Annotated in this window: 27 protein-coding genes; 11 read left to right on the forward strand and 16 right to left on the reverse strand. The window is 35.9% G+C overall.

Features of this window, described 5'->3' with window-relative positions; all coding sequences use genetic code 11:
- Positions 1-277: 277 nt before the first annotated feature.
- From JM172_RS18755 to JM172_RS18765, 3 genes are all read left to right on the forward strand, one after another.
- Positions 278-784: a GNAT family N-acetyltransferase gene (locus JM172_RS18755; RefSeq protein WP_214483900.1), complete on the forward strand. Its 507-nt coding sequence runs from the start codon at positions 278-280 to the stop codon at positions 782-784.
- Positions 785-1,425: 641 nt separating this feature from the next.
- Positions 1,426-2,028, forward strand: a complete 603-nt coding sequence (locus tag JM172_RS18760; RefSeq protein ID WP_214483901.1) for a TetR/AcrR family transcriptional regulator — start codon at positions 1,426-1,428, stop codon at positions 2,026-2,028.
- Between the two features lie 11 nt (positions 2,029-2,039).
- Positions 2,040-2,462, forward strand: coding sequence for a DUF3995 domain-containing protein (locus JM172_RS18765; protein WP_214483902.1), 423 nt, complete (start codon positions 2,040-2,042; stop codon positions 2,460-2,462).
- 337 nt (positions 2,463-2,799) lie between these two features.
- Here the strand turns inward: JM172_RS18765 and JM172_RS18770 are convergent, their stop codons facing one another.
- The 12 genes from JM172_RS18770 to JM172_RS18825 all read right to left on the reverse strand — a co-directional run bounded on the left by JM172_RS18770 (position 2,800) and on the right by JM172_RS18825 (position 12,488).
- Positions 2,800-4,149, reverse strand: a complete 1,350-nt coding sequence (locus JM172_RS18770) for a sensor histidine kinase (RefSeq protein ID WP_214483903.1) — start codon at positions 4,147-4,149, stop codon at positions 2,800-2,802.
- Between the two features lie 20 nt (positions 4,150-4,169).
- Positions 4,170-4,631, reverse strand: coding sequence for a GAF domain-containing protein (locus JM172_RS18775; protein WP_214483904.1), 462 nt, complete (start codon positions 4,629-4,631; stop codon positions 4,170-4,172).
- Complete coding sequence (locus tag JM172_RS18780) at positions 4,621-5,274, reverse strand: response regulator transcription factor (RefSeq protein WP_284730479.1); 654 nt, start codon at positions 5,272-5,274, stop codon at positions 4,621-4,623. The genes JM172_RS18775 and JM172_RS18780 overlap by 11 nt, the downstream gene beginning before the upstream one ends.
- Positions 5,275-5,374: 100 nt before the next feature.
- A complete protein-coding gene (locus JM172_RS18785; protein WP_250886764.1) occupies positions 5,375-6,016 on the reverse strand; it encodes a sensor histidine kinase in 642 nt (213 codons plus the stop codon).
- 65 nt (positions 6,017-6,081) lie between these two features.
- Complete coding sequence (locus tag JM172_RS18790) at positions 6,082-7,392, reverse strand: MFS transporter (RefSeq protein WP_214483906.1); 1,311 nt, start codon at positions 7,390-7,392, stop codon at positions 6,082-6,084.
- 1 nt (position 7,393) lies between these two features.
- Entirely contained in the window at positions 7,394-7,672 is a 279-nt protein-coding gene (locus JM172_RS18795; protein ID WP_214483907.1) for a hypothetical protein, read from the reverse strand.
- Positions 7,659-7,970: a hypothetical protein gene (locus JM172_RS18800; RefSeq protein ID WP_214483944.1), complete on the reverse strand. Its 312-nt coding sequence runs from the start codon at positions 7,968-7,970 to the stop codon at positions 7,659-7,661. The genes JM172_RS18795 and JM172_RS18800 overlap by 14 nt, the downstream gene beginning before the upstream one ends.
- Positions 7,960-8,166 carry a hypothetical protein gene (locus tag JM172_RS18805; protein WP_214483908.1) on the reverse strand — a complete coding sequence of 69 codons (207 nt, stop codon included), beginning with the start codon at positions 8,164-8,166 and terminating at the stop codon, positions 7,960-7,962. The genes JM172_RS18800 and JM172_RS18805 overlap by 11 nt, the downstream gene beginning before the upstream one ends.
- Entirely contained in the window at positions 8,156-8,677 is a 522-nt protein-coding gene (locus JM172_RS18810) for a Rieske (2Fe-2S) protein (RefSeq protein ID WP_214483909.1), read from the reverse strand. Before JM172_RS18810 ends, JM172_RS18805 begins: the two co-directional genes overlap by 11 nt.
- A gap of 12 nt (positions 8,678-8,689) precedes the next feature.
- Positions 8,690-9,250 carry a 4Fe-4S dicluster domain-containing protein gene (locus tag JM172_RS18815; RefSeq protein ID WP_214483910.1) on the reverse strand — a complete coding sequence of 187 codons (561 nt, stop codon included), beginning with the start codon at positions 9,248-9,250 and terminating at the stop codon, positions 8,690-8,692.
- Entirely contained in the window at positions 9,251-11,419 is a 2,169-nt protein-coding gene (locus JM172_RS18820) for a molybdopterin oxidoreductase family protein (RefSeq protein WP_214483911.1), read from the reverse strand.
- A complete protein-coding gene (locus JM172_RS18825) occupies positions 11,406-12,488 on the reverse strand; it encodes a hypothetical protein (RefSeq protein WP_214483912.1) in 1,083 nt (360 codons plus the stop codon). Before JM172_RS18825 ends, JM172_RS18820 begins: the two co-directional genes overlap by 14 nt.
- 616 nt (positions 12,489-13,104) lie before the next feature.
- On the opposite strand from JM172_RS18825, the gene JM172_RS18830 reads away from it, so the two are divergent.
- The gene (locus tag JM172_RS18830) at positions 13,105-13,398 is read left to right on the forward strand and encodes a hypothetical protein (RefSeq protein ID WP_214483913.1); all 294 of its coding nucleotides are present in this window, start codon (positions 13,105-13,107) and stop codon (positions 13,396-13,398) included.
- A gap of 339 nt (positions 13,399-13,737) precedes the next feature.
- Here the strand turns inward: JM172_RS18830 and JM172_RS18835 are convergent, their stop codons facing one another.
- Complete coding sequence (locus JM172_RS18835; RefSeq protein WP_214483914.1) at positions 13,738-14,049, reverse strand: YesK family protein; 312 nt, start codon at positions 14,047-14,049, stop codon at positions 13,738-13,740.
- A 399-nt stretch (positions 14,050-14,448) separates the two neighbouring features.
- On the opposite strand from JM172_RS18835, the gene JM172_RS18840 reads away from it, so the two are divergent.
- The 4 genes from JM172_RS18840 (at position 14,449) to JM172_RS18855 (ending at position 18,162) form a co-directional block, all read left to right on the forward strand.
- Complete coding sequence (locus JM172_RS18840; protein WP_214483915.1) at positions 14,449-15,213, forward strand: polysaccharide deacetylase family protein; 765 nt, start codon at positions 14,449-14,451, stop codon at positions 15,211-15,213.
- A gap of 476 nt (positions 15,214-15,689) precedes the next feature.
- Positions 15,690-16,796 (forward strand): flavin monoamine oxidase family protein, encoded by a 1,107-nt coding sequence (locus tag JM172_RS18845; RefSeq protein WP_214483916.1) that lies wholly within the window; start codon positions 15,690-15,692, stop codon positions 16,794-16,796.
- A gap of 242 nt (positions 16,797-17,038) precedes the next feature.
- Positions 17,039-17,257 (forward strand): hypothetical protein, encoded by a 219-nt coding sequence (locus tag JM172_RS18850; RefSeq protein WP_214483917.1) that lies wholly within the window; start codon positions 17,039-17,041, stop codon positions 17,255-17,257.
- A 551-nt stretch (positions 17,258-17,808) separates the two neighbouring features.
- Positions 17,809-18,162 (forward strand): VOC family protein, encoded by a 354-nt coding sequence (locus tag JM172_RS18855; protein WP_214483918.1) that lies wholly within the window; start codon positions 17,809-17,811, stop codon positions 18,160-18,162.
- Positions 18,163-18,247: 85 nt separating this feature from the next.
- Here the strand turns inward: JM172_RS18855 and putP are convergent, their stop codons facing one another.
- Complete coding sequence (gene putP / locus JM172_RS18860; protein WP_214483919.1) at positions 18,248-19,696, reverse strand: sodium/proline symporter PutP; 1,449 nt, start codon at positions 19,694-19,696, stop codon at positions 18,248-18,250.
- 347 nt (positions 19,697-20,043) lie between these two features.
- Here putP and JM172_RS18865 point away from each other — a divergent pair, with 347 nt between their 5' ends.
- Positions 20,044-21,066 (forward strand): serine hydrolase domain-containing protein, encoded by a 1,023-nt coding sequence (locus JM172_RS18865; RefSeq protein ID WP_214483920.1) that lies wholly within the window; start codon positions 20,044-20,046, stop codon positions 21,064-21,066.
- Between the two features lie 415 nt (positions 21,067-21,481).
- On the opposite strand, the gene JM172_RS18870 is transcribed toward JM172_RS18865, so the two are convergent.
- Positions 21,482-21,907, reverse strand: coding sequence for a VOC family protein (locus JM172_RS18870; protein WP_214483921.1), 426 nt, complete (start codon positions 21,905-21,907; stop codon positions 21,482-21,484).
- Positions 21,907-22,896 (reverse strand): helix-turn-helix transcriptional regulator, encoded by a 990-nt coding sequence (locus JM172_RS18875; RefSeq protein WP_214483922.1) that lies wholly within the window; start codon positions 22,894-22,896, stop codon positions 21,907-21,909. The genes JM172_RS18870 and JM172_RS18875 overlap by 1 nt, the downstream gene beginning before the upstream one ends.
- Positions 22,897-23,196: 300 nt before the next feature.
- Here JM172_RS18875 and JM172_RS18880 point away from each other — a divergent pair, with 300 nt between their 5' ends.
- Both JM172_RS18880 and JM172_RS18885 read left to right on the forward strand, forming a co-directional pair.
- Entirely contained in the window at positions 23,197-24,237 is a 1,041-nt protein-coding gene (locus JM172_RS18880) for a DUF1835 domain-containing protein (protein ID WP_250886766.1), read from the forward strand.
- 122 nt (positions 24,238-24,359) lie between these two features.
- On the forward strand, positions 24,360-24,788 hold the full coding sequence (locus tag JM172_RS18885; protein WP_214483924.1) for a YhfM domain-containing protein: 429 nt from the start codon (positions 24,360-24,362) through the stop codon (positions 24,786-24,788).
- Positions 24,789-25,122: the final 334 nt, after the last annotated feature.

Consider the following 25,122-nt stretch of genomic DNA (forward strand, 5'->3'; position numbering starts at 1 on the left):
ATGATGTGCATTAAATCATTTTTTATAAAAGATGAGATGCCCCGAATACTAGTTATATTCATGTTTAGCTCTTATTACGAAAAGCAATAAATAAACGCCGGAATAGCCTCTGTGTGTGTCCTTAATCAATATAATGTGTATCTCATAAACAAAGAATCTTGTAGGAAAAAATAAATAACCCGAAAAAGAAGTGACTCCCAAGTTGCATGACGTCATAAGTTAGGTCGAAATGTTATACTATTTAATAGAAATCGAGATCATAAACGAGGTGATTCGAGTGAAAGTTATCGAAACTGATAGATTAATTCTTCGGTGGGTAGAATACAGTGATGATGCATTTATCCTAACATTATTGAATGAGCCTGGATGGCTTCAATACATAGGAGATAAGGGAATTAAGACATTGGATGATGCGAAAGATTATATTGCATCTGGACCTCGAGCGATGTATGAACGAGAGGGTTTTGGCCTTTTCTTGACAGAGACTAAGGAAGATCACACTCCGATTGGTTTGTGTGGGCTGATTAAGAGGGCCGGTCTTGAGGATGTGGATATTGGTTTCGCATTTTTGGCTGACTATCAATCTAAAGGATATGCGTATGAGGCAGCTAGAGGGACAGTGGAATTTGCTAAAGGACTGAACTTAAACCGTCTTGTAGCAATCACCTCAAAAGATAACTATTCGTCTGCCAAATTATTAGAGAAGCTTGGTATGGAGCTTGAAGGGTATATGACACTTCCAAATGATACGGAAGAGCTTAAATTATTTGCTTTGAATATATAACACTACCATGACTCATTAGAAAATGTTATTTAATGTGGTTGTTTTGGCCTTTGGTAGGTGTTAGAAAATATCCTCCTTACTAAGTATGAATGATGCATTACTCTATGAAAGCCTTTAAACACAGTAGAGGAATGGTCAGAAAAAATATATATGATTACTGGGAATGATAAGCAAAAAGTGGCGCTTTTTACTATAAAAAGCGTCTTTCTTTATGATTTGTCCGAGATTGTTGAGTAACCATACTAGCAGTCTCAGTGTTGGTTGTTAAGTTAATGATTAAGTCATTCAAGAGCTGATCATTCATTTTAGTTCATTATTGACTGAACAGTATTCATAATTGGTGAAGAATAAAACTACACATATTAAGCAATGTTATTCATTGTGATGGAAGTGACCATTGATCTAGGTGAACCAAAAAAACTACATTAAGTGTTATAGGTAATTAACAATGACATCATGAAGCAGCGGTTGAAATAACTCACGTGTAAGGGTCTAATACGTGAACGGATGAGTAATAAGAAGTGTTTTGAGTTGAATGTGAGATTATTAAATGTATTTATTTGTAATTTAAAGGAGTATGTGTTAAAATGACCATAGTCATAAATTGACTATAGTCATTTTAATAGAGAGGAGGAAAATCTATGTTACGTGAAGAACGAAAAAAAGAATTAAAAAAACAGATATTTCTTAAATCAATTGAATTGTTTAAGGAATATGGGTATGACAATGTGACAGTTGAAAATATTGCTTCTTCATGTGGAATCGCTAAAGGAACATTTTTTAATTACTTTCCGAAGAAGGAACACGTTTTATTGTATTTGGGTCATTCTCAGAATGATTTACTTCAAGAGATCATAAAAAAACATCAGGATTTAAAAATTAAAAAAAAGCTTCTACTTATTTTTAAGGAACTATTATCCGTCTATTTGGAAAATACTGATCTCCTAAAGCTTACGCTATCTGAAACCATTAGATCAGCATTAAAGGATGAAACAAGGAATATTGGTTTTTTTAAAGAAAGCTTAGCTGAATTGCTTGAAGACGCTATAACAAACGACATGTTACCTACACATTTTTCCTCAAAGACGATTGCCTCAGTACTAATAGGAATCTATTTTAATACTTTAATTAGTTGGTCTGTTAATGAAGGCCAAAGTAACGATATCTTTACTATTTTCCAAGATCAGTTTGAAGTGGTTTGGCAAGGAATTGATGGAGGCTCGAAGTACGAAAACCTACATTAGGAGGTAATATGGTGCAGCTATTGTTTATTTACTTACCGGTAACGATTTTAGGTTTAGTTAGTTTGTTGCATTTTTATTGGCTTTTTGGTGGTACATGGGGATTTCAAGCTTCATTACCAGAAAAAACAGAGGGAGGCACATTGTTTACCCCTAGATGGTTTGAAACCCTCATTGTTGCAGTCGGGTTAATTTGTGTGGGGGTTATATTATTAGGTCAAAATGAACTCATTCCATTTTGGGAATTAAATTCTGGGGTGAAATGGGCGAGTATCATTCTTACATTCATTTTTTTGATTAGAGCAATAGGTGATTTTAAATATTTGGGGTTCTTTAAGAGAGTGAAAAATACAACCTTTTCAAAGTACGATACAATATTATACTCCCCTCTTTGCTTGTATTTAGGAATTTCTTTCATGATTTCATGGCTACTATAATGTTTGAGATACTAAGTGAAGTAAGGGGATGTGTATGTTTATTAAGAAGCAATAAATTGATATGGGCATTTCAGGAAGAAGCGTATCATTTTATAAGGTTGTTTTCACACTAATCATAAACACGATCGTGGCATCACTTCTTCTTTATGGTAATGACAACAAGCAACAAAGTTTACAAAAACTGTTTTAGTAGAGGTTTAATAAATACATTAGCAGTGCATTTAGATCATTTTTTTCAAAGCAATTTTTCTTTTGGCTGTTTAACTTTGTTTCAATCAACATATACATTAAATAAACAAAGGGGTTTTATGACGTTATTACATTAAAGTGTTGGGGGTCAGACCCCCAGCGGAATTTCTAAGACAACTGTTGTTCCTTTGCCTTCGGTGGAATGTATTCGAATAGAACCTCCAGCGGCTTTTGCTCTTTCCTTCATACTGAACAGTCCTACTCCACGCGAAATATTATCAATATTAAAACCTTTACCTTTGTCTTCAATGACTACACGGATTTCTTCATCCATTTCTCTAATGGTAACAGTTGCGTCTTCGGTATGAGCATATTTTCTAATGTTCGTAAGTGCTTCCTGAATAATTCTATAAATAGTGATTTCTTTGTTTGAGTTTAGTCGATAATTTAAAAAACAATCAAAATGGACGCTAATTTGATAGTATTCTGTATAACGGACTAAATACGATCTAATGGCAGGGATGAGACCTAAATCATCCAGAACAGATGGACGCAATTCCCAAGAAATATCACGAAGCTCTTCAATAATTTCAGTCGCTTCATCTTGAAGTTGGTCAAGAAGTGTGTGGTTTATTTCTTCCTTCAGCCTATTTATCGTTATGAGGTGGCTATATAAATTTTGTCCTATGCCATCATGAAGCTCTCGTGATAGGCGCTTCCTTTCATCTTCCTGTATATCAATGATTTTTGTCATCATTTTTTTAAGCTCTTCTTCAGCATTTTTTCTTTGAGTCACCTCATGGCGAATGGCTAAATGCTGATAAGGTATCCCATCCTCATTTAAGAACGGTACAATAGTAGTATCCACCCAATAATATGTACCATCCTTCGCTTTGTTTTTTAATTCGCCTTTCCAAACATGACCTGAGGAAATTGTTGTCCAAAGCTCTTTAAAAAACTCTTTGGAATGATGGCCAGAATTAATAATTTTATGATCTTTCCCAAGAAGCTCGTCCCTTGAGTATTTTGAGATTTTACAAAATTGATCATTAACATAGTTAATGATACCTCTTTGGTCAGTGATCGCGACAATGGAGGAGGCATCGAGTGCAAATTTAAGGTCAACAAGTTCATTCAATTGGTAGCTTTGTTGCTCGTTTAATCTCGACCTATCTTTTACAGTGTATAAGTTCATGAGGAAGAATAACTCGTTATGTAGTTTAAAAGAGCTTATTTTAATAAAAAGTGAAAATGTGTGACCATCACGGTGTCTCCCGTATTGGTGTATGATCTTACCTTCACGATTTTCATTTATAACTAAGTCAGGAAGTATGTATGACAGCGTCTTTCCGATTAATTCTTTTGCCTTATAACCAAAATTGTTACATCCGTGCTGGTTTATATATGAGATGATGCCAGAACCATTAAGGAGAATGGTAGCATCTCTTGAACCAGGATCAATCTTAGTAGGATCAAGTGAAAGATGATTCCTGTCCATATTATTGGCCTCCAGTTGCATTAAATTAGTCTGTTTAATTTCTCTTCCAATATTTTCGCTGTTTCTCTAACTGTTGCTTGTTCGGGTTCATTTATAGCTCTTTTTTCCCTGTTACCTGCCAATATGACTCCTTTAGGGATGTTATTTAAAAAAATCGGGACAGCATACGCAAAAAGAATATTTTCAGCAAGCATAATAGGATACTCAAGCGCCTTTCCCAATATTTTTTCTGGGAAATTTTCTATATACATGGGCCTACCTGTAGAGATCACTCTCCCAGCTATCCCTTTGCCAAACCTAAGTGTTATGCGTTTATATTTATCGTTGCTGTTTCCAGCAGCATAATGCCATTTTATGTTGGGCCCTTCAGTATTTTGCAGGGCTAAGCCAATAAAATCGCATTTTAATTGTAATAATAATTTTTCACATACTTGATTAATCTGCTCATCGCAGGCTGCCAACCTACTTACTTTATATTCCATAGCCTAATAACCCCTTTTTTAATGCATAAGCTACAAGCTCTGGACGAGTTTTCATTTTAAGTTTTTCCATCAGATTTCCTTTATGCGTTTCCACAGTTTTAACACTGATGACCAATTTTTCACCAATATCCTTATTAGAAAAGCCTTTAGCAATCAATGTAAGGACCTCTTTTTCTCTATTTGATAATAAGTTAAAAGTGTCGGCATTTCCATCTTTCACATTTCCGAGATATTCTTCCATCAATCGTTTCGTAGCATTAGGGTGCAAATAGGCGTCGCCAATCGCAACAGAGCGAATAGCAGCAACCAACTCATCATGTGGCGCACTTTTTAAAATACAGCCTGATGCACCTGCTTGGATAGCTCTGAATAAATATTCTTCGTCATCATGCATTGTCAAAATGAGAATGGCTATATTAGGCATAAGCTTTTTTAATTCTGATGTCGCGGATAAACCATCTTTACCATGGGGCATACTTAAGTCCATAACGACAACATCTGGATTAAGCTCAAGCGCCTGTTGAATGCCCTCATTCCCTTCAGAAGCCTCACCAACAACCTGCATATCCCCTTGGTTGTTTAATAGCATTTTTAATCCCATTCGTACGACAGCATGGTCATCGCATAGCAAAATTGTAATCAATCCCGCTCCCCCTTACTAATGTTTGCACTTATATTATAGTCATTATGTTAAAAAAGAAACAAGGGAATATGCTATGCACACCCCTTGCCTATATGTTTCTCTATAACGGAAGGGTGATGTCTATTGAAGTCCCTTCTCCTATATTAGAAGTAATGGTGCACGTGCCTCCGATTAACACTAATCGTTCGATCATAGCTGCAAGACCTGTGGATTTTTTCATGCCGGTGTTCACATCAAAGCCTTTGCCAGAATCGTGAATGTTTATTTTTAACACCTTAGGTTTCCACATGAAAGTAATATGAGCTTTCATTACATCTGCGTACCTTGCTATATTAGCTAAGGCTTCCTGACACACTCGAAATAGCGTAATGTTTGTTCGTTCATCCATTCTCATTTCATCGCCTTCGCTTACTACCTCAACAATAACTCCATATGTTGAAGTATAAAGCTTTAAGTAGCTTTTCAAAGCAGGCAGTAAGCCAAGAGTAGGAAGGGTAGGTGGATGCAATTCGACAGCAAGAATACGCATTTCATTTATTGTTTTTTCTAGCATTTGCGTCATATCATCAATATATTCTTTCATTCCTTGTTGATCTATTGCCGTTCTTAAAAATTCCATACTCGTATATAAGCTATAGAGGTTTTGACTCACTCCTTCATGCAATTCTAGAGCAATTCGTTTAATTTCATCCTCTTGAGACTGAATAATATATGATGAAATATTCTTTTGCTTTTTAGGCATGTCTTTCATGCACCCCCCTTATTTCTTTAACATGTAAAGTATGATTGCAGCACACCAGGTCTTATTTATGATGCTTTTGCAACTTCTTTATCTTTTGAGTGTACCTTTCGCTGATAGTAATACCAGTTTAATACTAATGAAATGACATACAATCCAATAAAGATATAAAAAGCATTGACTGGTGTTCCTGTTGATTCAACAGACCACCCAAATAGTTTTGGAATAAAGAATGAACCATATGCTGCAAATGCAGCCGTAATTCCTAAAACAGGAGCTGCTTCTTTAACAGGGAAGATACCAGGTATCATTTGGAACGTTGATCCAGAACCGATTCCAGATGCAATAAATAACAGTAGGAATGATGCAAGGAAACCAGAGAAAACTTCCATATTTGTAAAATAGATTACACCTATAGATCCAGAGATCATTGATATAAATACCCAAGCGGTAACAATTGCTCCTCCGAATTTATCAGACATCCATCCGCCAACTGGTCTTGCTGCTGCAGCAAGGAATGCACCTAGGAAAGCGACAGATAGATATTCTGGGAATTGAGCTTTTAATAGTAAAGGAAAAGCTGCTGCATAACCGATAAATGAACCGAATGTTGCTACGTAAAGAACGGTCATAACCCATGTATGCTTGCGTTTAAGAACAACAAATTGATCTGACACAGATTGTTTTGCAGTAGGAATATTATCCATTCCGAAATATGCAACAATGGTCAATATGACGATAGGTACAACCCAGATAAATGCAGCATTGTGTAGCCATATTACTTCACCGTTTGTGAGTTGTTGCCCTTTTCCTAAAAACGCTAAAGATCCAGTTGCAATAATAAGTGGTGTTACAAATTGTACTACAGATACACCCATATTACCTAATCCACCATTAATGCCTAAAGCTGTTCCCTTTTCTTTCTTAGGGAAGAAGAAGCTCATATTAGCAGAGCTTGATGAAAAATTCCCGCCACCAAGTCCACAAAGTGCTGCTAGCAATAGCATAACTGAATATGGAGTTTCGGGATTTTGAACCGCGAACCCAATTCCGATTGCAGGAATTGTAAGGATTGCTGTTGAGAATACTGTCCAGTTACGTCCACCGAATGTTCCTACCGCAAAAGTATAAAAGAATCGTAATGTTGCGCCTACAAGTCCAGGAACTGCAGCTAGTGTAAATAGCTGCTCAGCCGTAAAGTTAAAACCTATATCATTTAAGCGTACAGCTACTACTGACCAAATTTGCCATACAATAAAAGCCATCATTAATGTTGGAACTGATATCCACAAATTTCTTGTCGCATGTTTTTTTCCTTCTTGTTGCCAAAACTTGTCATCTTCTGGGTTCCACTGGGTAATTCGTTTGTTCTTACTCATGTTAGGCACTCACCTTTCTAATTACGTAATATAATTCTTGTTCTGAATCAAAAGCTTTCCATTCATTATCGTGTTTGTTTACATGTGAACTTAACGGGACTGCAAAGAAGTTCATATGATCAAAATAAATGCGCAAATGAGTCTCATCTGGACACAAAGCTGTTTTTTGAATGATTCTAGGTACAAAGGGAGCTTTGTCATCATCTTGATCACCGAAAATAGCTACCTCCACATTTTGTAGGACAAAAGAATTCAAGTCGTTTTTGTTAACGAGTTCCACAAGTGCTGCACCCTTTCTTAGGAGGATATATATACATTTTGTATCCTTGTAAATATTCCCAAAATTGGTCGCGAGCGTGGTCTTCGATATAATGGATTGTTTCTTCTTCAGATTTCCATCTGCTCATACCCTTAACCTCTGCTACGACGATATCGATGCCTTGCTCGTTCTTTTCTTCAAGATACCAGTTTAAGTTAACCTCATTGAATAGCTCGGTTAGCATAGGCTCAACAACAGCTATAAAGTTGCCAGTTGACTTCCTTACGAAACAAAAATCAATATAAGTTTCACTGTTCATCACACTCACGCCTCACGTTAATCGTCTTTTTATAAGCTAGTATTGCTAAGGGGAATGATACAAAATTTAAACCGGCAAAAATCAACACATTTACGTAGTTTTCATAATAGTATTGATGAACCATATACTGGGTAAAGACAATATTTAATAATAAAATAGCGCTTAAGATGATTACACCTATATAGCTACGTTTCATAACGCTTCACCCTTTCTGCATAAATTGCACCGTTTTCAACTTTGACCTTTATTTCAGGCAGAGGTCTTCTTGGAGGTCCTGCAGTAGGAGCACCTGTTTCAACATCAAATTTGCCATGATGGCAAGGACAAATCATTTCACCTTCCTCCTTCACCCAGAAAACTGGGCAGCGTAAATGTGTGCATGCATTCTGATATGCAACATATTTGTTTTCTGCCAAGCGAATCAAAATGGCGTCATCATGCTCACTAGGGAACTTGAATTCTACTGCATCACCAATTGGTAAGTTGCTTACGTCAGTTATTTTCTTAAGTGGATATTCTTTGTCTCCTAGACCCATTAATTCTTTAGCTGCTACTGCTCCCCATGGAAGGGAAGACACTGCGAATACACCTGCAGCTCCAACCAATGTTTTCATAAACCCGCGTCTGTCCAGTCTTCTTTCATTATTCCGCTCTATATTATGAGTATAATTATCTTCATTAAAGGGAATTTTGTTGTTATCAGACATCCCTCATCCCTCCTAATATAACTTTGTAATGCCTTGCAAGATCCCAGGAAGATTTACTTTCACGTTTGTTTCACCTTCTAGGTACGGCATGCTTGTAACCCATTTGTCGTTATCTAGGTTAAACTGCTTCTTTTTGTTTTCAATTTCTTCTTCTGTCAGCCATTGAAGTGTGTTGGAAGGGCATACGCTAGCACACATAGGTGGAATGCCGTCTTTTGTCCGATCTATACATAAATCGCATTTATACATTAAGTTCTGTTCTGTATCAAATTTCGGTATGCCATAAGGACATGCGATTGTACAGTTTTGACAGCCGATGCATTTCTCAACAAGTGCTGATAATACTGCCCCTGTTTCATGTATTTGGATAGCCTGGGCTGGACAGCTTCTTGCACATGCTGGATTTTCGCAGTGTAGACACATAAGAGGCATCGTCTGCCGGTTAACAAGAGGGTTAACATCATAAACGTAGTTCCTGTTACGTTCTTCATGCCCACCACATTGCGTACATGCAGCGAGGCATGAACGGCACCCTATACAGTTTTCAAGTTCTAAGTACAGCCTCTTTTTCATTTATTGCACCTTCTTTATTTCGACTTTTTCCAATTGTGCAGCACACGCCTTAAATTCTGGCATACGGGACATAGGATCTAGTGCTGCAATTGTTAATAGGTTAATAGAATCCTCGTTACCAAAGTGATACGGAACAAAAACGGTATCCTTTCGAATCGCTTCTGTTATTTTAACTTTATAAATTGCTTCGCCTCTTCTAGTAAACAAGCGGACTTGTTCCTCATGGTCCATATTGTATTTAGCTGCTGTTTCCGGATGAATCTCTACAAATGGCTCTGGGCACATGTCATGCAGGAACGATATTCTCCTTGTTTGGTTTCCTGATAGATAGTGATAGACAACTCGTCCAGTTGTTAAACGAAGAGGATATTTATCACATGGCTCCTCTGCAGGAGGACGATAAGGAAGTGCACATATCTTTGCTTTTCCATCTGGATGATAGAATTTCTTATCTAAAAACATATGTGGAGTACCCTCATCATGCTCATCCTTACAAGGCCAAAACACTCCATCCTGCTTATCGATTTTGTCCCATGTTGCACCATAGTAGTCTGCATTACCACCTTTTGTTGCCAATCTGAACTCATCTGCAATAGCTTTAGCTGTTGTCAAATGAGAGAAATATTTACCACGTCCTAGGCGTTCAGCAAGTTCAACTTGTATTTGCCAATCAGGCTTCGATTCTCCTACAGGCTCCTGAGCTTTATTAATCTTGATAATACGCCCTTCAATATTAGTAACTGTTCCTTCATCCTCTGACCAAGTGACTGCAGGAAGAACGACATCGGCAAATTGTGCTGATTCTGATAGATAGAAATCCGCACAAACCATAAAGTCTAAATTCTTTAATGTTTTGCGAACATAATTTAGATTTGGTGCAGAAACTGCCGGATTAGAGCAGAGGAGGTATAAACCTCGAATCGTTTTCTCCTCCATCAGCTCGAACATTTCATAAGCTGATACACCAGCCTGTGGCATTTCATCAGGTGTAATATTCCAAACCTTGCATATTTCTTTCACATGTTCAGGGTTAGTAATCTTACGGTATCCTGGAAGCAAATCTGATTTCTGTCCATGCTCCCTGCCACCTTGACCGTTCCCTTGCCCTGTAAAAGTTGCGACACCTGACTTCGGACGGCCAATTTTCCCTGTAACAAGCGCCATATTTGTATAACCAGAAACATTATCTACCCCTTTGTGTTGCTGTTCCACTCCACGGGCAAACATAACAACTGCATTTGGTGCCTTACCGTACAGCTCTGCTGCACGAATGATTTTTTCAGGTGCTACACCTGTCAGCGTGCTCGTGTATTCTGGTGTGTAATCTTTCACAAGTTCCTTCGTTTCTTCAAAGCCGTTTGTATGGTTATTGATAAAATCTTCATCTATATAGCCCAATTGGATTAGCTGATTTACAATGCCATTAGCAAGTGCCAGGTCAGTACCAGGCTGTAGATCTAGGTGAAGGTCAGCTCTTCTTGCAATCGGTGTTTCACGCGGGTCAACTACAATGATATAGCCGCCCCTTTCTTGCACGTTCCAAATCCTAAACATGGATGTTGGGTGACATTCAGCAGTATTGCTTCCAGCGATAAATAAGCAGTCTGTTTCATGGATATCTGTCCATGGAAGCGTAGAGCCTCTATCAACACCAAATGTACGGAGGAACCCTCCAGCTGCACTTGACATACAAAAGCGACCGTTATAATCGATATAGCGCGTTCCGAGAGCAACCCGAGCGAATTTCCCTGTTAAATAACACTTTTCATTTGTCATGGACACGCCACTGAATACCGATAAAGTATCTTTACCATACTCTTTTTGAAGCTCTATGAATTTCTTTGAAATCAGCTCATACGCTTCATCCCAGCTTGCTTCGCGAAAACCTTCCGTAGTACCTTTGAGTGCAGCATTATCACGGATCAACGGCTTTAACAAGCGGTCTTTATGATTTGTTTGCTGATAAGCTGTTACACCTTTTGGGCACATTTTTCCGACTGTAACTGGCCAATCATAACGAGGTTCAACCCCAATTATTTTATTTGTTTGGGTATTAACACGTAGATTCATCCCGCATTGCATACCACAATAACTGCAATGTGTTTTGACTAATGTTTCATTTGGATGGTATACATTCTCAACTTCCTTATAAAACTTATCCCTTTGCATTCTGGTTTGCCTCCTTGACCTTCACTTCATGGGTAGGGAACCCTGAAAATTGTGAAATCCGATACTTTCTTCTGCATGGAAGACACAATTCCGCTAGATGATGACCTTCCTTCGTTGTGAATTGAATATCATTCACGTTAAGCACATCGACGACATCTTGCGATTGTTCTGATGACACAAATTGATCTCCACAAACTTTACATTCTTTCATCGATTGCTCAGCATAATGCTCTCTATAGTTTCTTGCGAGAACACTCATTGGACGGAAAGGAATGTGTGCTAGCTTACCGAATGGTAGATAGATTAACGTAATAATGACTGACCACTGATGAATTAATGACATTGCTGGCTGTCCAGCACCGTCTAAAAAGATGTTCATAAACGTTAGAGATAAGCCTGTTATGCTCACAAGAAGTAGCATGTATAAAGGCATGAAGTCATAAAGGAATTTCTGCTCTGCTCTTGCTTGCATATTTTTTAGGCGACGGTACAATGCCATACATACGCCCGTAATAACCATAACCGCAGTGATGTTTAGTGCATTATAAGAAAGGTTTGCGATGATGCCCTCCGCAGGGACAGTCATTACTTTTATGCCGAACGCAATAATGTTATAGAAGCCATTGTCATCCATCGTAAAATACATCCATCCAAAAACGAGAGGAAAGGTGACGAGGCAAGATAGAATACATCCCCATCCAATTAACACGTGTTGAGTCCATCGGTAAATTCCCCTATTCCAGATGAAATTGTATGTTGCAAGATGATCAACGGAAGTTTTTGGTGTAGACTTTCTAAATAACAATTTCATCCCTTTTTTCAAAATGATCTTTGTTGGTGGACGTTCTCCCCAAGCAATAAATCGATAGAAGAAGCCTCCTAGAAAGACGATTGTTCCAACCATATATCCATAGAGGTTCAAGTCTATATGTGTAAACATCCTAGTCCCTATGAAAGATAAAATTGCAAGTGCTGTTACTGATAAGAACATTGACTTAGCAAAGTTCGATGCAAACGCATTGTTTAGATGGCTTCCTGTTTTTTCATTGACTGCAGCTTTTGCTTGCATGTAAACTCCTCCTTATTCACGAACAATTACCATAATTCAATTGTAAATGAGGGAAAGGAGATTACATATCGGGGAACTTCTCTATTCGAAGGGGGAAATTCCCCTATTTTTTTATAAGTAATTGTTAAGCAAAATGAATCGATTGCCAAAAGGATAGTAAAGAGAAGAAGGTTAGGGGAGTGTACAAGTAATGACATTGTAAAAATGCCATCACCCTATGGTGATTTACTTTTGCGGTTTGCATTTGAATTGTTATTTTTCGGACTATTAATCATGCCATTGTTCTAATTGTTTTGTTATATTTCTTCATATAAATAATACCTCTCAGTAAAATAGCAAAATCGGTGAAACCTTTGTAGCAAGAAAACGTATTACATTTTAAAGGATTTTTTATTAAGAATGGATAGTGTGATGAGTTTTAAGAGATCTCAATGATTATAAAAGTAAAAAAGCACGAAATCTAGAAGTATAAGTACTTATATCTTAGAACGACAAGGAACAATCAATGCAAAAACACTTATTTACTTAAGTATGGTGCAATTATATGAGGTCCTTCAGGTGGGAGGTCTACAGTATTTAATACAAACTAAAATGTAATACTCATGGAGGAGACTGTATGATTACAGCGATTTTAACAGTAATTTTTATGATTCCTATATATGCTTTGCTAATTTGGACTTATATTTCTCCCGAGGAAAGTATGTTATTTGGGAATAGATGGATGTACAAGGAAGAACCAGAGCTTTCAGAAGAAGTGATTCGTTATAGGAAATTTGTATCTCTTATGATTATGATTGGACTACCGATTGTAATAATTAGTTTTATGTTTGAGCTCTATTTCCTCAGATTCATCTCCATTATTGGATTAGCTATTACTTTCATGTTCGGGATATTAAAAATATTTAAATGAAATGAGATGTATAAACGATTAGATGCAGTAGCTTAGGAAGCTGCTGTTTTTTTGATGTTTATGAATTTATAGTGTGAAAATATCTTAAATGTAAGTATGGGACGGTTAATTTTGCTAGTAATGAGGGACGGTTTAACCCTGCTAAAATTGAGAACCTTCTATTGAAGGTTCTTCTTTAATATCTTTAGTTGCAACTTATGCTTCATTAGAACAGCTAGACTAGATTTCAGTGCTAGATTGTTTGTATATATAGAAGGAATATTTCTTGTATGATAGACAGCAACCTTACAAAAACAGCTATGATGAGAAATTAAAATGAGTATAGTTAGCTACTATTTGTTAATGTATCGTCGCTTTCTTATACTTTGCAATGAATGTTCCTATTACGGAGCCGAAAAACACACTAATAAACAAAAAGAAAGAGCCCATAGCCTCCCAGCCATTAAGAGTAAAAAAACTAATTATCGCGAATGCCAAAGTAATAACGGATAAAACTGTTCCTGGTAACCAGTACAATGTTGGCTTCCGCTTGCTAAGCATGGTTGAAGAAAACCCAACGATAATCATAACTGCAACAAAAGAATAAACAAAGATTTGCACAAATTCACCTGCTTTCCTTTTTATAGGAACGTGTTTAGCTTCCTTAGCCATCAGTCTTGCATTTTCGCTACATCACCAGAAAATGAATGATGAAGTGAGCATCTATTGCTATTCTTATGCAGATCGTTGCTAATTTTATTAACAGAAAGAATACCGATAAGTGTCTTTAAATTACTGTAGCTGTTTTCGAATTAATTGTTACTTTTCATTCTAAGATTTAAGAACATATCACCCTAGCGTTCATCGCATCTTTTCTACTAATATACAATAATTGAAGTTTCATAAATACTCTTCATACTGTCCATTATTTAAAAAATAGCAACAAAGTGGTCTTAGTAAAAATAGTTACAAAAAGATTGTTTATATAGTTGAAAATATATTTTTTGTACGAGGATAATCGGTCTGTTAATTGTGGAAGAATATAGATAATAACAAGGGAGGAGAAGGATAGTGAATCAACATTATATAAAGAAGCTTTGTATTAAACCATTTTTTACGTTAAACATCGTCGTTATATTTTTCAGGGTTTTCATGATTCTTTTCATTCTACTTTCTTGTTTATTCTATGCGGTTAATCCTGTAAAAGCTGAGCATGATGATACAGAGGAAACTACATCGAAAAGTAAGGTGGCGTATATAACTATAGATGATGGCCCTTCGGAATATACTGAGCAGTTTTTAGATCTTTTTGATAAATATAATGTAAAAGTAACCTTCTTTATGCTCGATGGCTATATGAGACAATATCCAAACATTGTTAAAGAAGTAATAAAGAAAGGTCACAGTATCGGCCTTCATGGTGTGACCCATGATGCTCGTCATGTATATGCATCATTGGAAAATGTTATTAATGAAATGGAGAAAGAACGAATAACCCTCCAAACAATAACCGGTATTGATACTACATTAATTCGTACGCCATATGGAAGTAAACCTTTTTTTGAGGAAGGGTGGAAGGAAGCGATTCAAGATATCGGCTATCAAATATGGGATTGGAATATAGATAGCGAAGATTGGGTTACCCAAGATGAAAGAATGGTTGAAAACGTCATTAATGATGTCAAGAAACTTGAGCTAAAGAATGAACAACCCGTTATTTTATTTCATGATACAAAAGCTACAAGTGAACATATAGAAGCAGTAATTGTTTATCTGCTTGATCAAGGATATGATATACGCTCCATTGATGATTCCATACCACCATTCACTTGGTGATATGGAATCAGCCATGTTGTTATGCTTTTTGCTGAGCGTACGCTAAACTAAATATTCAAATGAATTCTAAACGTTTAGCTTAGGGTTGGTTGATGGCTGGAATCATTTCTATTGAAAATTTACCTATTAGTAGATAAAATATATTATTAGTAAATAAAGCTTCATTTGAATGAAAGCTATAGATTACATGTTTGTGAATGAAATTATACAAATAACTCTTTTCTAGTACACATAGTTACTGTGTTTACTAAAATTAGCTTAAAAAGAGCTTTTACGGTTTTCATAGTGTTACAGAAGAAAGGTACAACGAGTACTGAGGTATATTTATTTCATAGTACGAAAACCAAGAAACGTATGAGACGGTTAGCCTGATCTTGTTGGTAATTAAGATTTTTTGGGCACGATGGTTCAACATATAATTCTAGGGCTTTTAATATTATTTCCAGTGAAAAGTTTAGGAATGGAGGTAAAAGAAGATGAACGATCCTATCATAATTGTGGGTGCTGGCTTAAGCGGTCTACGTGCTGCGTCTTTATTAATTGAGCAAGGTATCAATTGTAGGGTTTTGGAAAGTAGAGGGAGAATTGGAGGTAGAGTTTTAAGTAGTTTGGGTTTAGGTAGTCGGGGTCTTGATAAGTTTGATTTGGGGCCGACATGGTTCTGGCCGCACTATGAGCAGGTTATAACTAGGCTTGTTAAAGAGCTTGGATTACATACATTTGATCAGCACATCAAAGGAGATAATCTTTTGGAAAGGTTTAAGAATGAACCAGCACAGAGATATTTGTTACCTGAAGGGGCTGTTGAGAGGTCGACCCGCTTCAAAGGTGGAGTACAATCTCTCATTGATGCCGTGGCAGCTACACTACCTCCAGGGACAATCGAGATGAACACACGTGTAACGACAATTCGACGGGAAGATGAAGAAAAAATTACTGTTGAAGCGCTCGTAGGAAACAAAAAAATATATTTTCGCCCAAGAGCTGTCATTCTTGCATTGCCTCCAAGACTTGTAGCAAATCATATTGATTTTTCACCTTCTCTTTCACCTGAACTTATGGGAAGCCTCCTTAATAAGCCTACGTGGATGGGAGGACAGGCAAAGGTGATTGCGGTTTATGACCGACCTTTTTGGAGAGAACATGGACTTTCTGGTCAAGTTACGAGCTGGATTGGTCCCTTGCAGGAAATACATGATGCGTCACCTCAATCGGGTTCAGGTGCACTCTTTGGTTTTTTTAGGATACCTGCGAAAATGCGCCAAGGACTAGGCGAGGAAAAGATATTCAAACTAGTCGTGGAGCAGTTGACTCGGCTATTTGGAGCATCAGCGAATAAGCCAGTAGATTTGCTATATAAGGATTGGTCAACTGATAATGAGACCGCGGTAGCAGAGGACATCACTTCACTTAGCGATTTTCCAAGGTATGGTCCTCCGACAGGAATTCGTGCGTGGGAAAAGAAGTTATTTTTTGCTGGTACAGAAACTGATTCAGAGTTTGGGGGACATCTTGAAGGCGCCCTACGATCAGCTGAGCGTGTGGTGTCTGAAATTAATGAAATATACAAAGCTCCCTTATAACCCTCTATAATCTATACTTTCTCATTTCAACATAGCACAGTAAGCCATGATCTGTGCTTTTTGTATTTAAGATTTTAAAATAATGATGATGGTTCTTAAGAAATTCTTCATTTTTATTATACTTTAGATTTAAGATTTAGCTTGTACAATACGTAGTAAGTAAAGCAATTGATTAGAATCATAGAGCAATAATAATATGTAGCAAATCAAGCTAATCCCAAATTTACAAGGAGGAATAAGTCATGGAAACTGCCAAACAATATATGGTATCGCCATCAGAGCCATTTCGTAGATATGCACAGGATTTAGGGATTGATTATACAAATAAAACAGTAGATGAGATTGAAGACTTGATTGTTGAGACATTAGCTGATCTTGAAGAATCGAAAAAAGTATTCCGGCTTGTTCATTTCTTTAAAATGATCAGGTTTCGTTTTCATACGCTGGTTTTAAGAACTTAATCTCATGTTACAATTATTCACGTATCATTCTTATAATTTAATAAAAATATTGACATAAGAAACAACAATCTCTCTTTCATTCCAAGCTTACCATTACGTTTGACGGCTTCTCTTCTAAAAATCTAGCCTTTCATCACCCACTTTTCTTTATTACTGTAATTTGATTATAAGAGCCATTTTCTCTTGTAAAACAGGCTGTTCTCGCATAATCGTTGTTCTTTTTCAACTGGTAGAGGGCTTCGCAACAATAAAAATTACGTAGAAGGAACAAGTAGTTAAAGTAAGTATAAATTAATATAATATTATTCGTAGTCATTGTTGGTAGTATCTGTTTAATACCAAAAAAATATTGTAAAAATTATCATTATTTGAAATAATTGTATTTATGATATCTTAACCTAGAGGGTGATTAAGCGTTATTTTCGCATTAATTGATATTTTTCGTGGTACTGAAAATCAAAGCTATAAAGTCTATCTTATTTCTTTTGATTTAGGAACAATAGCAACTACGTTTAAAAAATGAGTCTTTTAAAAATGTAGGAGGTATGGTTATGAGTATTCCTGTTTTAAATGAAATTGGGACCGTTTTTATACCAGTAAGTAATATAGAAAATGCACGTGATTGGTATTGTGACATTTTAGGTTTAACTGTAGACGGAGAAGTACAATTTGGCCATATATATGTAATACCTATGAAAGGTTCAGGTATTGTATTAGACAGTAAAATATTTTCAGAGGATAATATTTTTACAACGCCTTTATTCCATTTTAATACTGAAGATATTGAGGCAGCTTATACATATATGAAACAAAAAGGGGTTCAGTTAACTTCTGAAATTGAACATAATCATTATTTTAATTTCAAAGATCCTGACGGAAATCACTTAATGATTTGTAAGTGTTAATTTTATGAAAATATTTCTCTAGAGTTTAAATGAAAAACTACTCCCTTAGGATATGAGAGTAGTTTTTAATATTTTATACGATAATTCATTTTACTTGTTCAAATTCGTTTTCAATTTCTTTAGAGGGCTTTTCTCCTACTAAACTTACGATCACAATGGCTAATGACGCAAAAATAAATCCTGGTACAATTTCGTAAAGATCAAACAGGCCACCTTCAGCATTTTTCCAAAGCATAACAGTCAGTGCCCCTACAAACAACCCAGCAACTGCTCCACTTCCATTCATCCGCTTCCAAAATAGCGAAAAGAGGATTACTGGACCGAATGCAGCACCAAAGCCTGCCCAAGCGTAGCTTACTAGCTCTAGTACTGAGCTCTCAGGATTTGAGGCTAGAAGGATGGCAATAATAGCGATGATTACAACAGATAATCGACTAATCCACACTAACTCACGATCGCCAGCTTGCTTTTTATACAACGATTTATAAAAGTCTTCAACGACTGCGCTTGATGATACGAGTAACTGAGAGTCAATTGTACTCATAATTGCAGCTAATATTGCAGCTAATAAAAACCCAGAAACCCAAGGATCAAATAATACTTGCGTAAATTCGATAAATACAATTTCGGGATTTGCTAAAGATACATCTGCAAAATAGGCAATTCCGACAAAGCCGGTAAAAACTGCACCTAACGCTGCTAGTATCATCCAAGTCATCCCTATTAACCTAGCTGTGGGAATATCTTTTACTGACTTTATAGCCATAAATCTTGCTAAAATATGTGGCTGTCCGAAATACCCTAGTCCCCAAGCTAATAAGGAAACAACTCCAATAAAGGTTGTATTGGCAGCAGCATCTAAATATGTTGGATCAATCGATGCTACTCTGTCTATCGTTTCACCGATCCCCCCCATTTCGGTGAGGGCCACTATAGGGACAATAACCAAAGCAAGAAACATTAAAATACCTTGCACAAAATCTGTCCAACTAACAGCAAGAAAACCACCTAAAAATGTATATGAAACAATGACGAGTGCACCAATCCATAAAGCAGAGCTATAAGATAAACCGAATGAGTTTTCAAACAAAATGGCTCCGCCAACCATTCCTGAAGATATGTATAAGGTGAAAAATATGAGGATGACAACAGCAGACGTGATGCGTAAAATCTTTGATCGATCTTTGAAGCGGTTTTCTAAGAAATCTGGAATCGTAATTGAGTTGTTGGATATTTCAGTATAGGCTCTAAGTCGCCGTGCCACGAATTGCCAATTTAAATAAGCACCGATGGCTAATCCTACTGTAATCCATAGCGCATTCATACCTGAGAGGTAGGCTGATCCAGGTAAACCTAATAACAACCAGCTACTCATATCAGAAGCCCCAGCGCTAAGTGCCGTTACTCCTGGACCTAAATTTCTCCCACCTAATACATAATCTGATAAGTTTTTTGTTAAACGATAGGAGATAAAACCGATAACGAGCATTAAAATGAGATATACAATGAAAGTAATAAGAGTTGCTTCATGCATTATGAATTTCTCCTTTCAAGTAGATAAGTCAATACAGATAATGCGATTAACAAAGGCATACTAAATAGTAATAGATAAGATGTAATTGATAAGCTTGCCATTGATTACCCTCCTTATGTGCTATGTAAAATTATGCTACCACGGTATTGAATGCGCTTTCAATAAGCTTGAACAATATAAGGAGTATATTAACGAAATAGTAAGTATTTGGTATAAAAAATGTATATATATCAACTAAATAGCCTCTTATCGACATATAATAGCGTTTATCGTAATTTTTGGATATTTACACCATCGTATAATACTGGTGTAATAAAGGGATATTTTATTGAAAGCAGGAAACAAGTATGAACATTGATAAAAAAATCACTAACCAGTTCAACTCTTTGCTCACTCATGTGAGAAATTCCTCCAATAATGTAAATTGTACAGGTTCAAGTGTGATGGTTATTCACAAGAATAAAATGGTTATAGAAAAATATTGGGGTAAGCATTCAAAAGCTCCGACAGCAAGACTAATTCAAGAAGATTCTCAATTTCATGTCGCATCTGTGCGAAAAAGCTATATTGGTTTTGCTGTCGCGTATGCTGTCCATCATGGATTCGTTAAATCAATAGATGATGAAGTGACAAAGTATCTTCCAATGAAAACTTCAGAGTCATTACAGTACACTTCGATAAGACATTTGCTTACACATACACATGGTTTAATGGAAACTGCTAACGGAACGATCGTTAGAGAATTTCTATCAGGTGAAAATTGGGCTTATCGTAATATAGGGGTAAATTTATTAACACAAATTGTCAAAAATACTACAGGAAAAACAGTCGCTCAAATTCTTAATGAACAAGTGTTTCATCCTTTAGAGCTAAATGAAACAGGGTGGCATGGAGAATATAATGACAAGTTAGTAGAAGTAATTAGAGATAGTGACAGACATTGGTCATCTCACAAAAGTGAAGACGGAGACAAAATGAATATGTATGTATCTACGAGAGATCTTGCTTACTGGGGGTATATTCATTTAAAGCAAGGTGAAATTAAAGGGAAACAGCTAATTGATAAAGAGCTTTTGAGGTTAGCTACATCCCTTCAAAGTCCAAAATTAATACATGATGACCTTCCGCAGAACGGCTTTTTATGGTTCGTTAAAGATTTGCCCGCAAAAAAGACAGAGATTGGAGCACTTGTTCCACAAGGGTCATATCAGATTTTAGGATACACAAATGTTGCCGTGTTGGTTATTCCTAAATATGATACTGTAGCAGTCCGTATGTTTAATAGTTTTGGTTCACCCCCTGGGAACGATTACTTAGCGGATATTAGGTCTTTCGGTGATACAGTAATGAAGTGCTTAGGTGAAGGCTAGTAAAGCTATTGTTGTGAAGCAATAATGGCAAGGAGTACTTGGGCATGATGAAAGAGGGTGAGGTATCGATATGGTGGAAACAATGAAAGATTAAAAGAGAGAAACGGTTTAGTTGAATGTTTGAAAGCATGATAGCTTAAGAGGGAAATTCGATCAATAACTTATATTTTGTAAGACTGTTTATTCAGTTGGTGTTGTTTTTGTACTAATTTTCTCTGACAGAACTTATTGAATGAAAGTGCAACAAATGTAGCTCGAAAAGCTTTTTAAAGGTTTATAAGCTTTTCGACATAAGTGCTAAACACGTTCTGCATCTCTTTATCAGTCACAAATATAAGTGAAAAAACAACATAGTTAACGAAAAGAGTCTTATAAAAAACCATGTGGGTAGGCTCTCCACATGGTAATCCTTTAACTATGCGTTTTCACTTCTTTCTCCAAACCCTATTAAATTCCCGTTACAGTCTTTGATATGGAATTCTTCCATACCGTACCAAGGTGTGTATAAGTCTTTTACAACTTCAACTTTTGTTTTGATTTCTTCGTAGAATTCTTTCACTCCCTCTATTTCTAAATAAAAGCAGGCAGATGTCCCAAATGTTATGTCTTTAAATGCAGGCACATCTTCTGCCATACTTTCTGGTGTTTGAAACATAAGCTGTATTTGATCCTTGCTCATAATGGAAAAAACATAGTCTTTATCTTCATTTATTTGATTGTCGGTATTTTGATTACGATCTACGATCATCTCGATCTGAAAACCTAAAACATCTCGATAGAATATTATGGATTGGTTAATATTTTTTACAATAAAGTTTGTTGTAAATTTTTTTAGTTTCATTAGATTCGCTCCTTTAAATTAATTTCTGATGTATCTTTCTCAATTGGATTCTTTTTAGCTGAATAACGATGACACATGTTCTGTCCAAGCTGGAAAATTTCATTTCGCATAGCTTCAGGTTCTATCACATGAGCATTTAATCCGAGAGAGAAAAAGTAGTTCACAGTATAATTCCACTCTGTTGCTGGGCACATGTAATCAATTTCCCATTCGTTGTCTGTGATGTTTTTTACTAGATGTCCGATATGAGGGTCTTGCTCCAATTGTAATGCACCTTGATAAGTTAACTTTGCAATAACTCGTATAGGAGGGGCAGGTCTTGTTGTGTCCTTTCCACTAGGATTTTGACTAGGTGTCATGTTATCTGTTGATTCAATGACTTCAATGTTGTCCATGCGATCAACTCTAAAAATGCGATCTTCTTGATGCAAATGAGAGTAGGCTTCGCAATACCAAAATCCGTGAGCAGTGTATACTCTTTTAGGGAGGATTTCGACCCAGCGGTGATGATTTTTGGATCTATATTTTATGTTCAACCACTGTGAGTTTACCGTATATTCTAGCAATGACATTAACAAAGGGGTTTTATAATTTCTATTAGGAACTTCTAATTCGACATGATTAAGAATCGGGTCTATTTGTTCCAATGTTTCATCAGGTATGATTGCTTTAATTTTATCTAGTGCTGTCCATCGTTCTTGATTAAAAGGAGTGTCTTGTATTTTGGTCATTGCACGAAGAGCGAATAGTATAGCTAACCCTTCTTTTACATCAAATTGTAGTGGTGGTAGCTGATAGCCATCCATTAAATGAAAACCTCCACTAGGACCAGTCATAGAATATAGAGGGATGCCGATTTCGGATAATGCTTGCATGTCTCGTAAGATGGTTCTTTTTGATACTTCAAATTTATCTGCTAAAGATTGTGCAGTTTCTGATTTATGCTGTAATGCAATGAGTATTGCCATCAGCCTGTCAGCCCTTTTCACATGGTGTCACCTCCTTAACATGTATCTAAAGACATTATAACAATGAATTAGTGACACTATGTTTGTCACCAATTATAAAAAACTTGAAAGAGATTTTTTATGGGTCAAATATAAGGTTTTATAGGTCAACTTTCGCATTAATTGGGTCAGTTTTGAATATATACGGGTCAAATTCGTATATTATTAGGTCAAATTCTAAAAGATATCGGTCAAACGACAAAATTCTTTAAATCTGTTTGTAACTTTGAAAGGAAATATTCTTCTTACATAGAATAGCTTTACTTAAGGGGCGATGAAATGATGTTAGAGCTAAAAAACATGATAGAAAACCTACCAGAAAACGAAGCAAAATCATTTTTGTATTTAATGTTGCGTAGAATTGAATTGGAAAAAGAACCAAGCAATGAAGAGGCACAGCATCTCATAAAATATCTTCAACAGACTATTGATGACTTTATTCGTATAAAAAGAGAACAATCTATTGATTATAAAGAGTTTGAAAAAGTACATATCGTCTTTGGTGACTCAGCTGGAGGTAGTCTTAAAAATGGGTTAAAAAATTTAGACAAGCATCATACTGAGAAGATTATCTCTTTCCGAGACACTTTCTCTGTAGGTCCACTAACGGATTTAGGGGATTCTAGCGGTGTAGGCAATAGATATCACTGGTTAGAAAATCATTTAATATTAGAAGATGGGGAAATAGAGAAAGATATTATACGCTTTAAAGATACAATACGCGAGTTGAATGCAATTCCTTTACATATTCCTATCGTTATTTGGGCTGGAGAAAATGCTCATGAACAAACTGGATTAAGATTTGTTTTGCACTTGTTAAAAGATAAACGTAACCCTATATTTTGTATAAATTCTTCCTTATCTTATATAGACTTATATAAAAATCATGAAATTAATTATAAGCCATTGCATACAGGAGAACTTGATGCTGATAAATTGTTAGATATTTATGAGAAGAATAATGAGCTTCAGCCTATTTCTAAAGAAGAACGAATACAGCTCGTAGAAGAATGGGTAGGTTTATCAACGACTCAAGAAGTACTGAGAATATGGGAACAAGGCAAAATACTTAGTGTTAATGAAGATTATTATGATGAATATATTATTAATACCGCAAAAGAATTACATCAAAAACAACAACATACTGACTTTTTGAAGTGTGCTACAGTGATAGGTCATGCCATTGGTTATTTAGAGCAATACCACGGTGATTTGTTCTTTGAATATCGAGTGAGACATTTAATCATGAATGGTGTGTTTGAGGTTCAAGGTGTACCTAAAGCAATGAGGTTTTATAGTGTGAAATTACGTGAAATTTCTTAAACGGACTGTTAATAAAAAATCCAATTCCTTCGAGCGGAATTGGATTTTTTCTAGTTAACTTTAATTTGTAACGTTTGATGATGAATATCGTCTATAAAAAATAAAAGATAGGAGGCAATGAAATGACCTTTCATAGATATACGTTGTTTTCTGTTTTGATATTCACCTTTGTTTTAATAGGTTGTAGCGAATCACAAAGAAACGAACAACCCAACGCTTCGATTGTAACATTAGATGGCAAAACGATTTCAAGTGTATTAGTCACCATTACGAACAATGTGAACAAACCACAAATTTATTACACATCAGAAAATATCATAGCTATTCAAACATTTGTGGCAGCAATTAAAGGTGCAAATAGAATGCCTGGTATAGTTAATGTTAGTCATTCTGACTATGTGGTTTCATTAAATTTTGAAGATGAATCGACTGAGCAATATTTTTTATGGCTAGATTCAGATAGTGGATCTATTATGAATCGAGCAGACACACATACATTGTATACATTACCTCTCCATGCTATAGAAGAGCTAAACGAATATATTAAGTAGAATTTTTGATATCTTACCTTTATCTATAAAAGAAGGACTTATTAAAAAAAAGTAGAAAATTTATGATGGAGACTTCATTACTTGTACTCGCACAAAATTGAGAGATGATTTGCCAACCTGTTAGAGAGATAGTATCTCTTCTACAAGATCGTTTATAAAGTACATTGACCTTAAACCAACTTCAACCTTTATGATATATTTCAATAAGAGATAAATTTTCTAATATTATATGTGGAATAGGCTTATTTCGTAAACTATGGTTGCTACTTTTACTAAAAATGGACAATATGAATAGTTATTTTTTGAACTCAATAATTTTAAAAGTTTGCCACGA

Source organism: Bacillus sp. SM2101 (genome assembly GCF_018588585.1).
Taxonomy (GTDB): Bacteria; Bacillota; Bacilli; order Bacillales; family SM2101; genus Nanhaiella; species Nanhaiella sioensis.

What these genes read in the sequence shown, in the direction of transcription:
- JM172_RS18870 (WP_214483921.1), bottom strand. Translation starts at nt 21,907, where the DNA reads ATGAAACTAAAAAAATTTACAACAAACTTTATTGTAAAAAATATTAAC.
- JM172_RS18785 (WP_250886764.1), bottom strand. Translation starts at nt 6,016, where the DNA reads ATGCCTAAAAAGCAAAAGAATATTTCATCATATATTATTCAGTCTCAA.
- JM172_RS18775 (WP_214483904.1), bottom strand. Translation starts at nt 4,631, where the DNA reads ATGGAATATAAAGTAAGTAGGTTGGCAGCCTGCGATGAGCAGATTAAT.
- JM172_RS18800 (WP_214483944.1), bottom strand. Translation starts at nt 7,970, where the DNA reads ATGAACAGTGAAACTTATATTGATTTTTGTTTCGTAAGGAAGTCAACT.
- JM172_RS18770 (WP_214483903.1), bottom strand. Translation starts at nt 4,149, where the DNA reads ATGGACAGGAATCATCTTTCACTTGATCCTACTAAGATTGATCCTGGT.
- JM172_RS18760 (WP_214483901.1), top strand. Translation starts at nt 1,426, where the DNA reads ATGTTACGTGAAGAACGAAAAAAAGAATTAAAAAAACAGATATTTCTT.
- JM172_RS18790 (WP_214483906.1), bottom strand. Translation starts at nt 7,392, where the DNA reads ATGAGTAAGAACAAACGAATTACCCAGTGGAACCCAGAAGATGACAAG.
- JM172_RS18880 (WP_250886766.1), top strand. Translation starts at nt 23,197, where the DNA reads ATGTTAGAGCTAAAAAACATGATAGAAAACCTACCAGAAAACGAAGCA.
- JM172_RS18820 (WP_214483911.1), bottom strand. Translation starts at nt 11,419, where the DNA reads ATGCAAAGGGATAAGTTTTATAAGGAAGTTGAGAATGTATACCATCCA.
- JM172_RS18850 (WP_214483917.1), top strand. Translation starts at nt 17,039, where the DNA reads ATGGAAACTGCCAAACAATATATGGTATCGCCATCAGAGCCATTTCGT.
- JM172_RS18830 (WP_214483913.1), top strand. Translation starts at nt 13,105, where the DNA reads ATGATTACAGCGATTTTAACAGTAATTTTTATGATTCCTATATATGCT.
- putP (WP_214483919.1), bottom strand. Translation starts at nt 19,696, where the DNA reads ATGCATGAAGCAACTCTTATTACTTTCATTGTATATCTCATTTTAATG.
- JM172_RS18865 (WP_214483920.1), top strand. Translation starts at nt 20,044, where the DNA reads ATGAACATTGATAAAAAAATCACTAACCAGTTCAACTCTTTGCTCACT.
- JM172_RS18825 (WP_214483912.1), bottom strand. Translation starts at nt 12,488, where the DNA reads ATGCAAGCAAAAGCTGCAGTCAATGAAAAAACAGGAAGCCATCTAAAC.
- JM172_RS18805 (WP_214483908.1), bottom strand. Translation starts at nt 8,166, where the DNA reads ATGAAACGTAGCTATATAGGTGTAATCATCTTAAGCGCTATTTTATTA.
- JM172_RS18835 (WP_214483914.1), bottom strand. Translation starts at nt 14,049, where the DNA reads ATGGCTAAGGAAGCTAAACACGTTCCTATAAAAAGGAAAGCAGGTGAA.
- JM172_RS18815 (WP_214483910.1), bottom strand. Translation starts at nt 9,250, where the DNA reads ATGAAAAAGAGGCTGTACTTAGAACTTGAAAACTGTATAGGGTGCCGT.
- JM172_RS18885 (WP_214483924.1), top strand. Translation starts at nt 24,360, where the DNA reads ATGACCTTTCATAGATATACGTTGTTTTCTGTTTTGATATTCACCTTT.
- JM172_RS18855 (WP_214483918.1), top strand. Translation starts at nt 17,809, where the DNA reads ATGAGTATTCCTGTTTTAAATGAAATTGGGACCGTTTTTATACCAGTA.
- JM172_RS18810 (WP_214483909.1), bottom strand. Translation starts at nt 8,677, where the DNA reads ATGTCTGATAACAACAAAATTCCCTTTAATGAAGATAATTATACTCAT.
- JM172_RS18845 (WP_214483916.1), top strand. Translation starts at nt 15,690, where the DNA reads ATGAACGATCCTATCATAATTGTGGGTGCTGGCTTAAGCGGTCTACGT.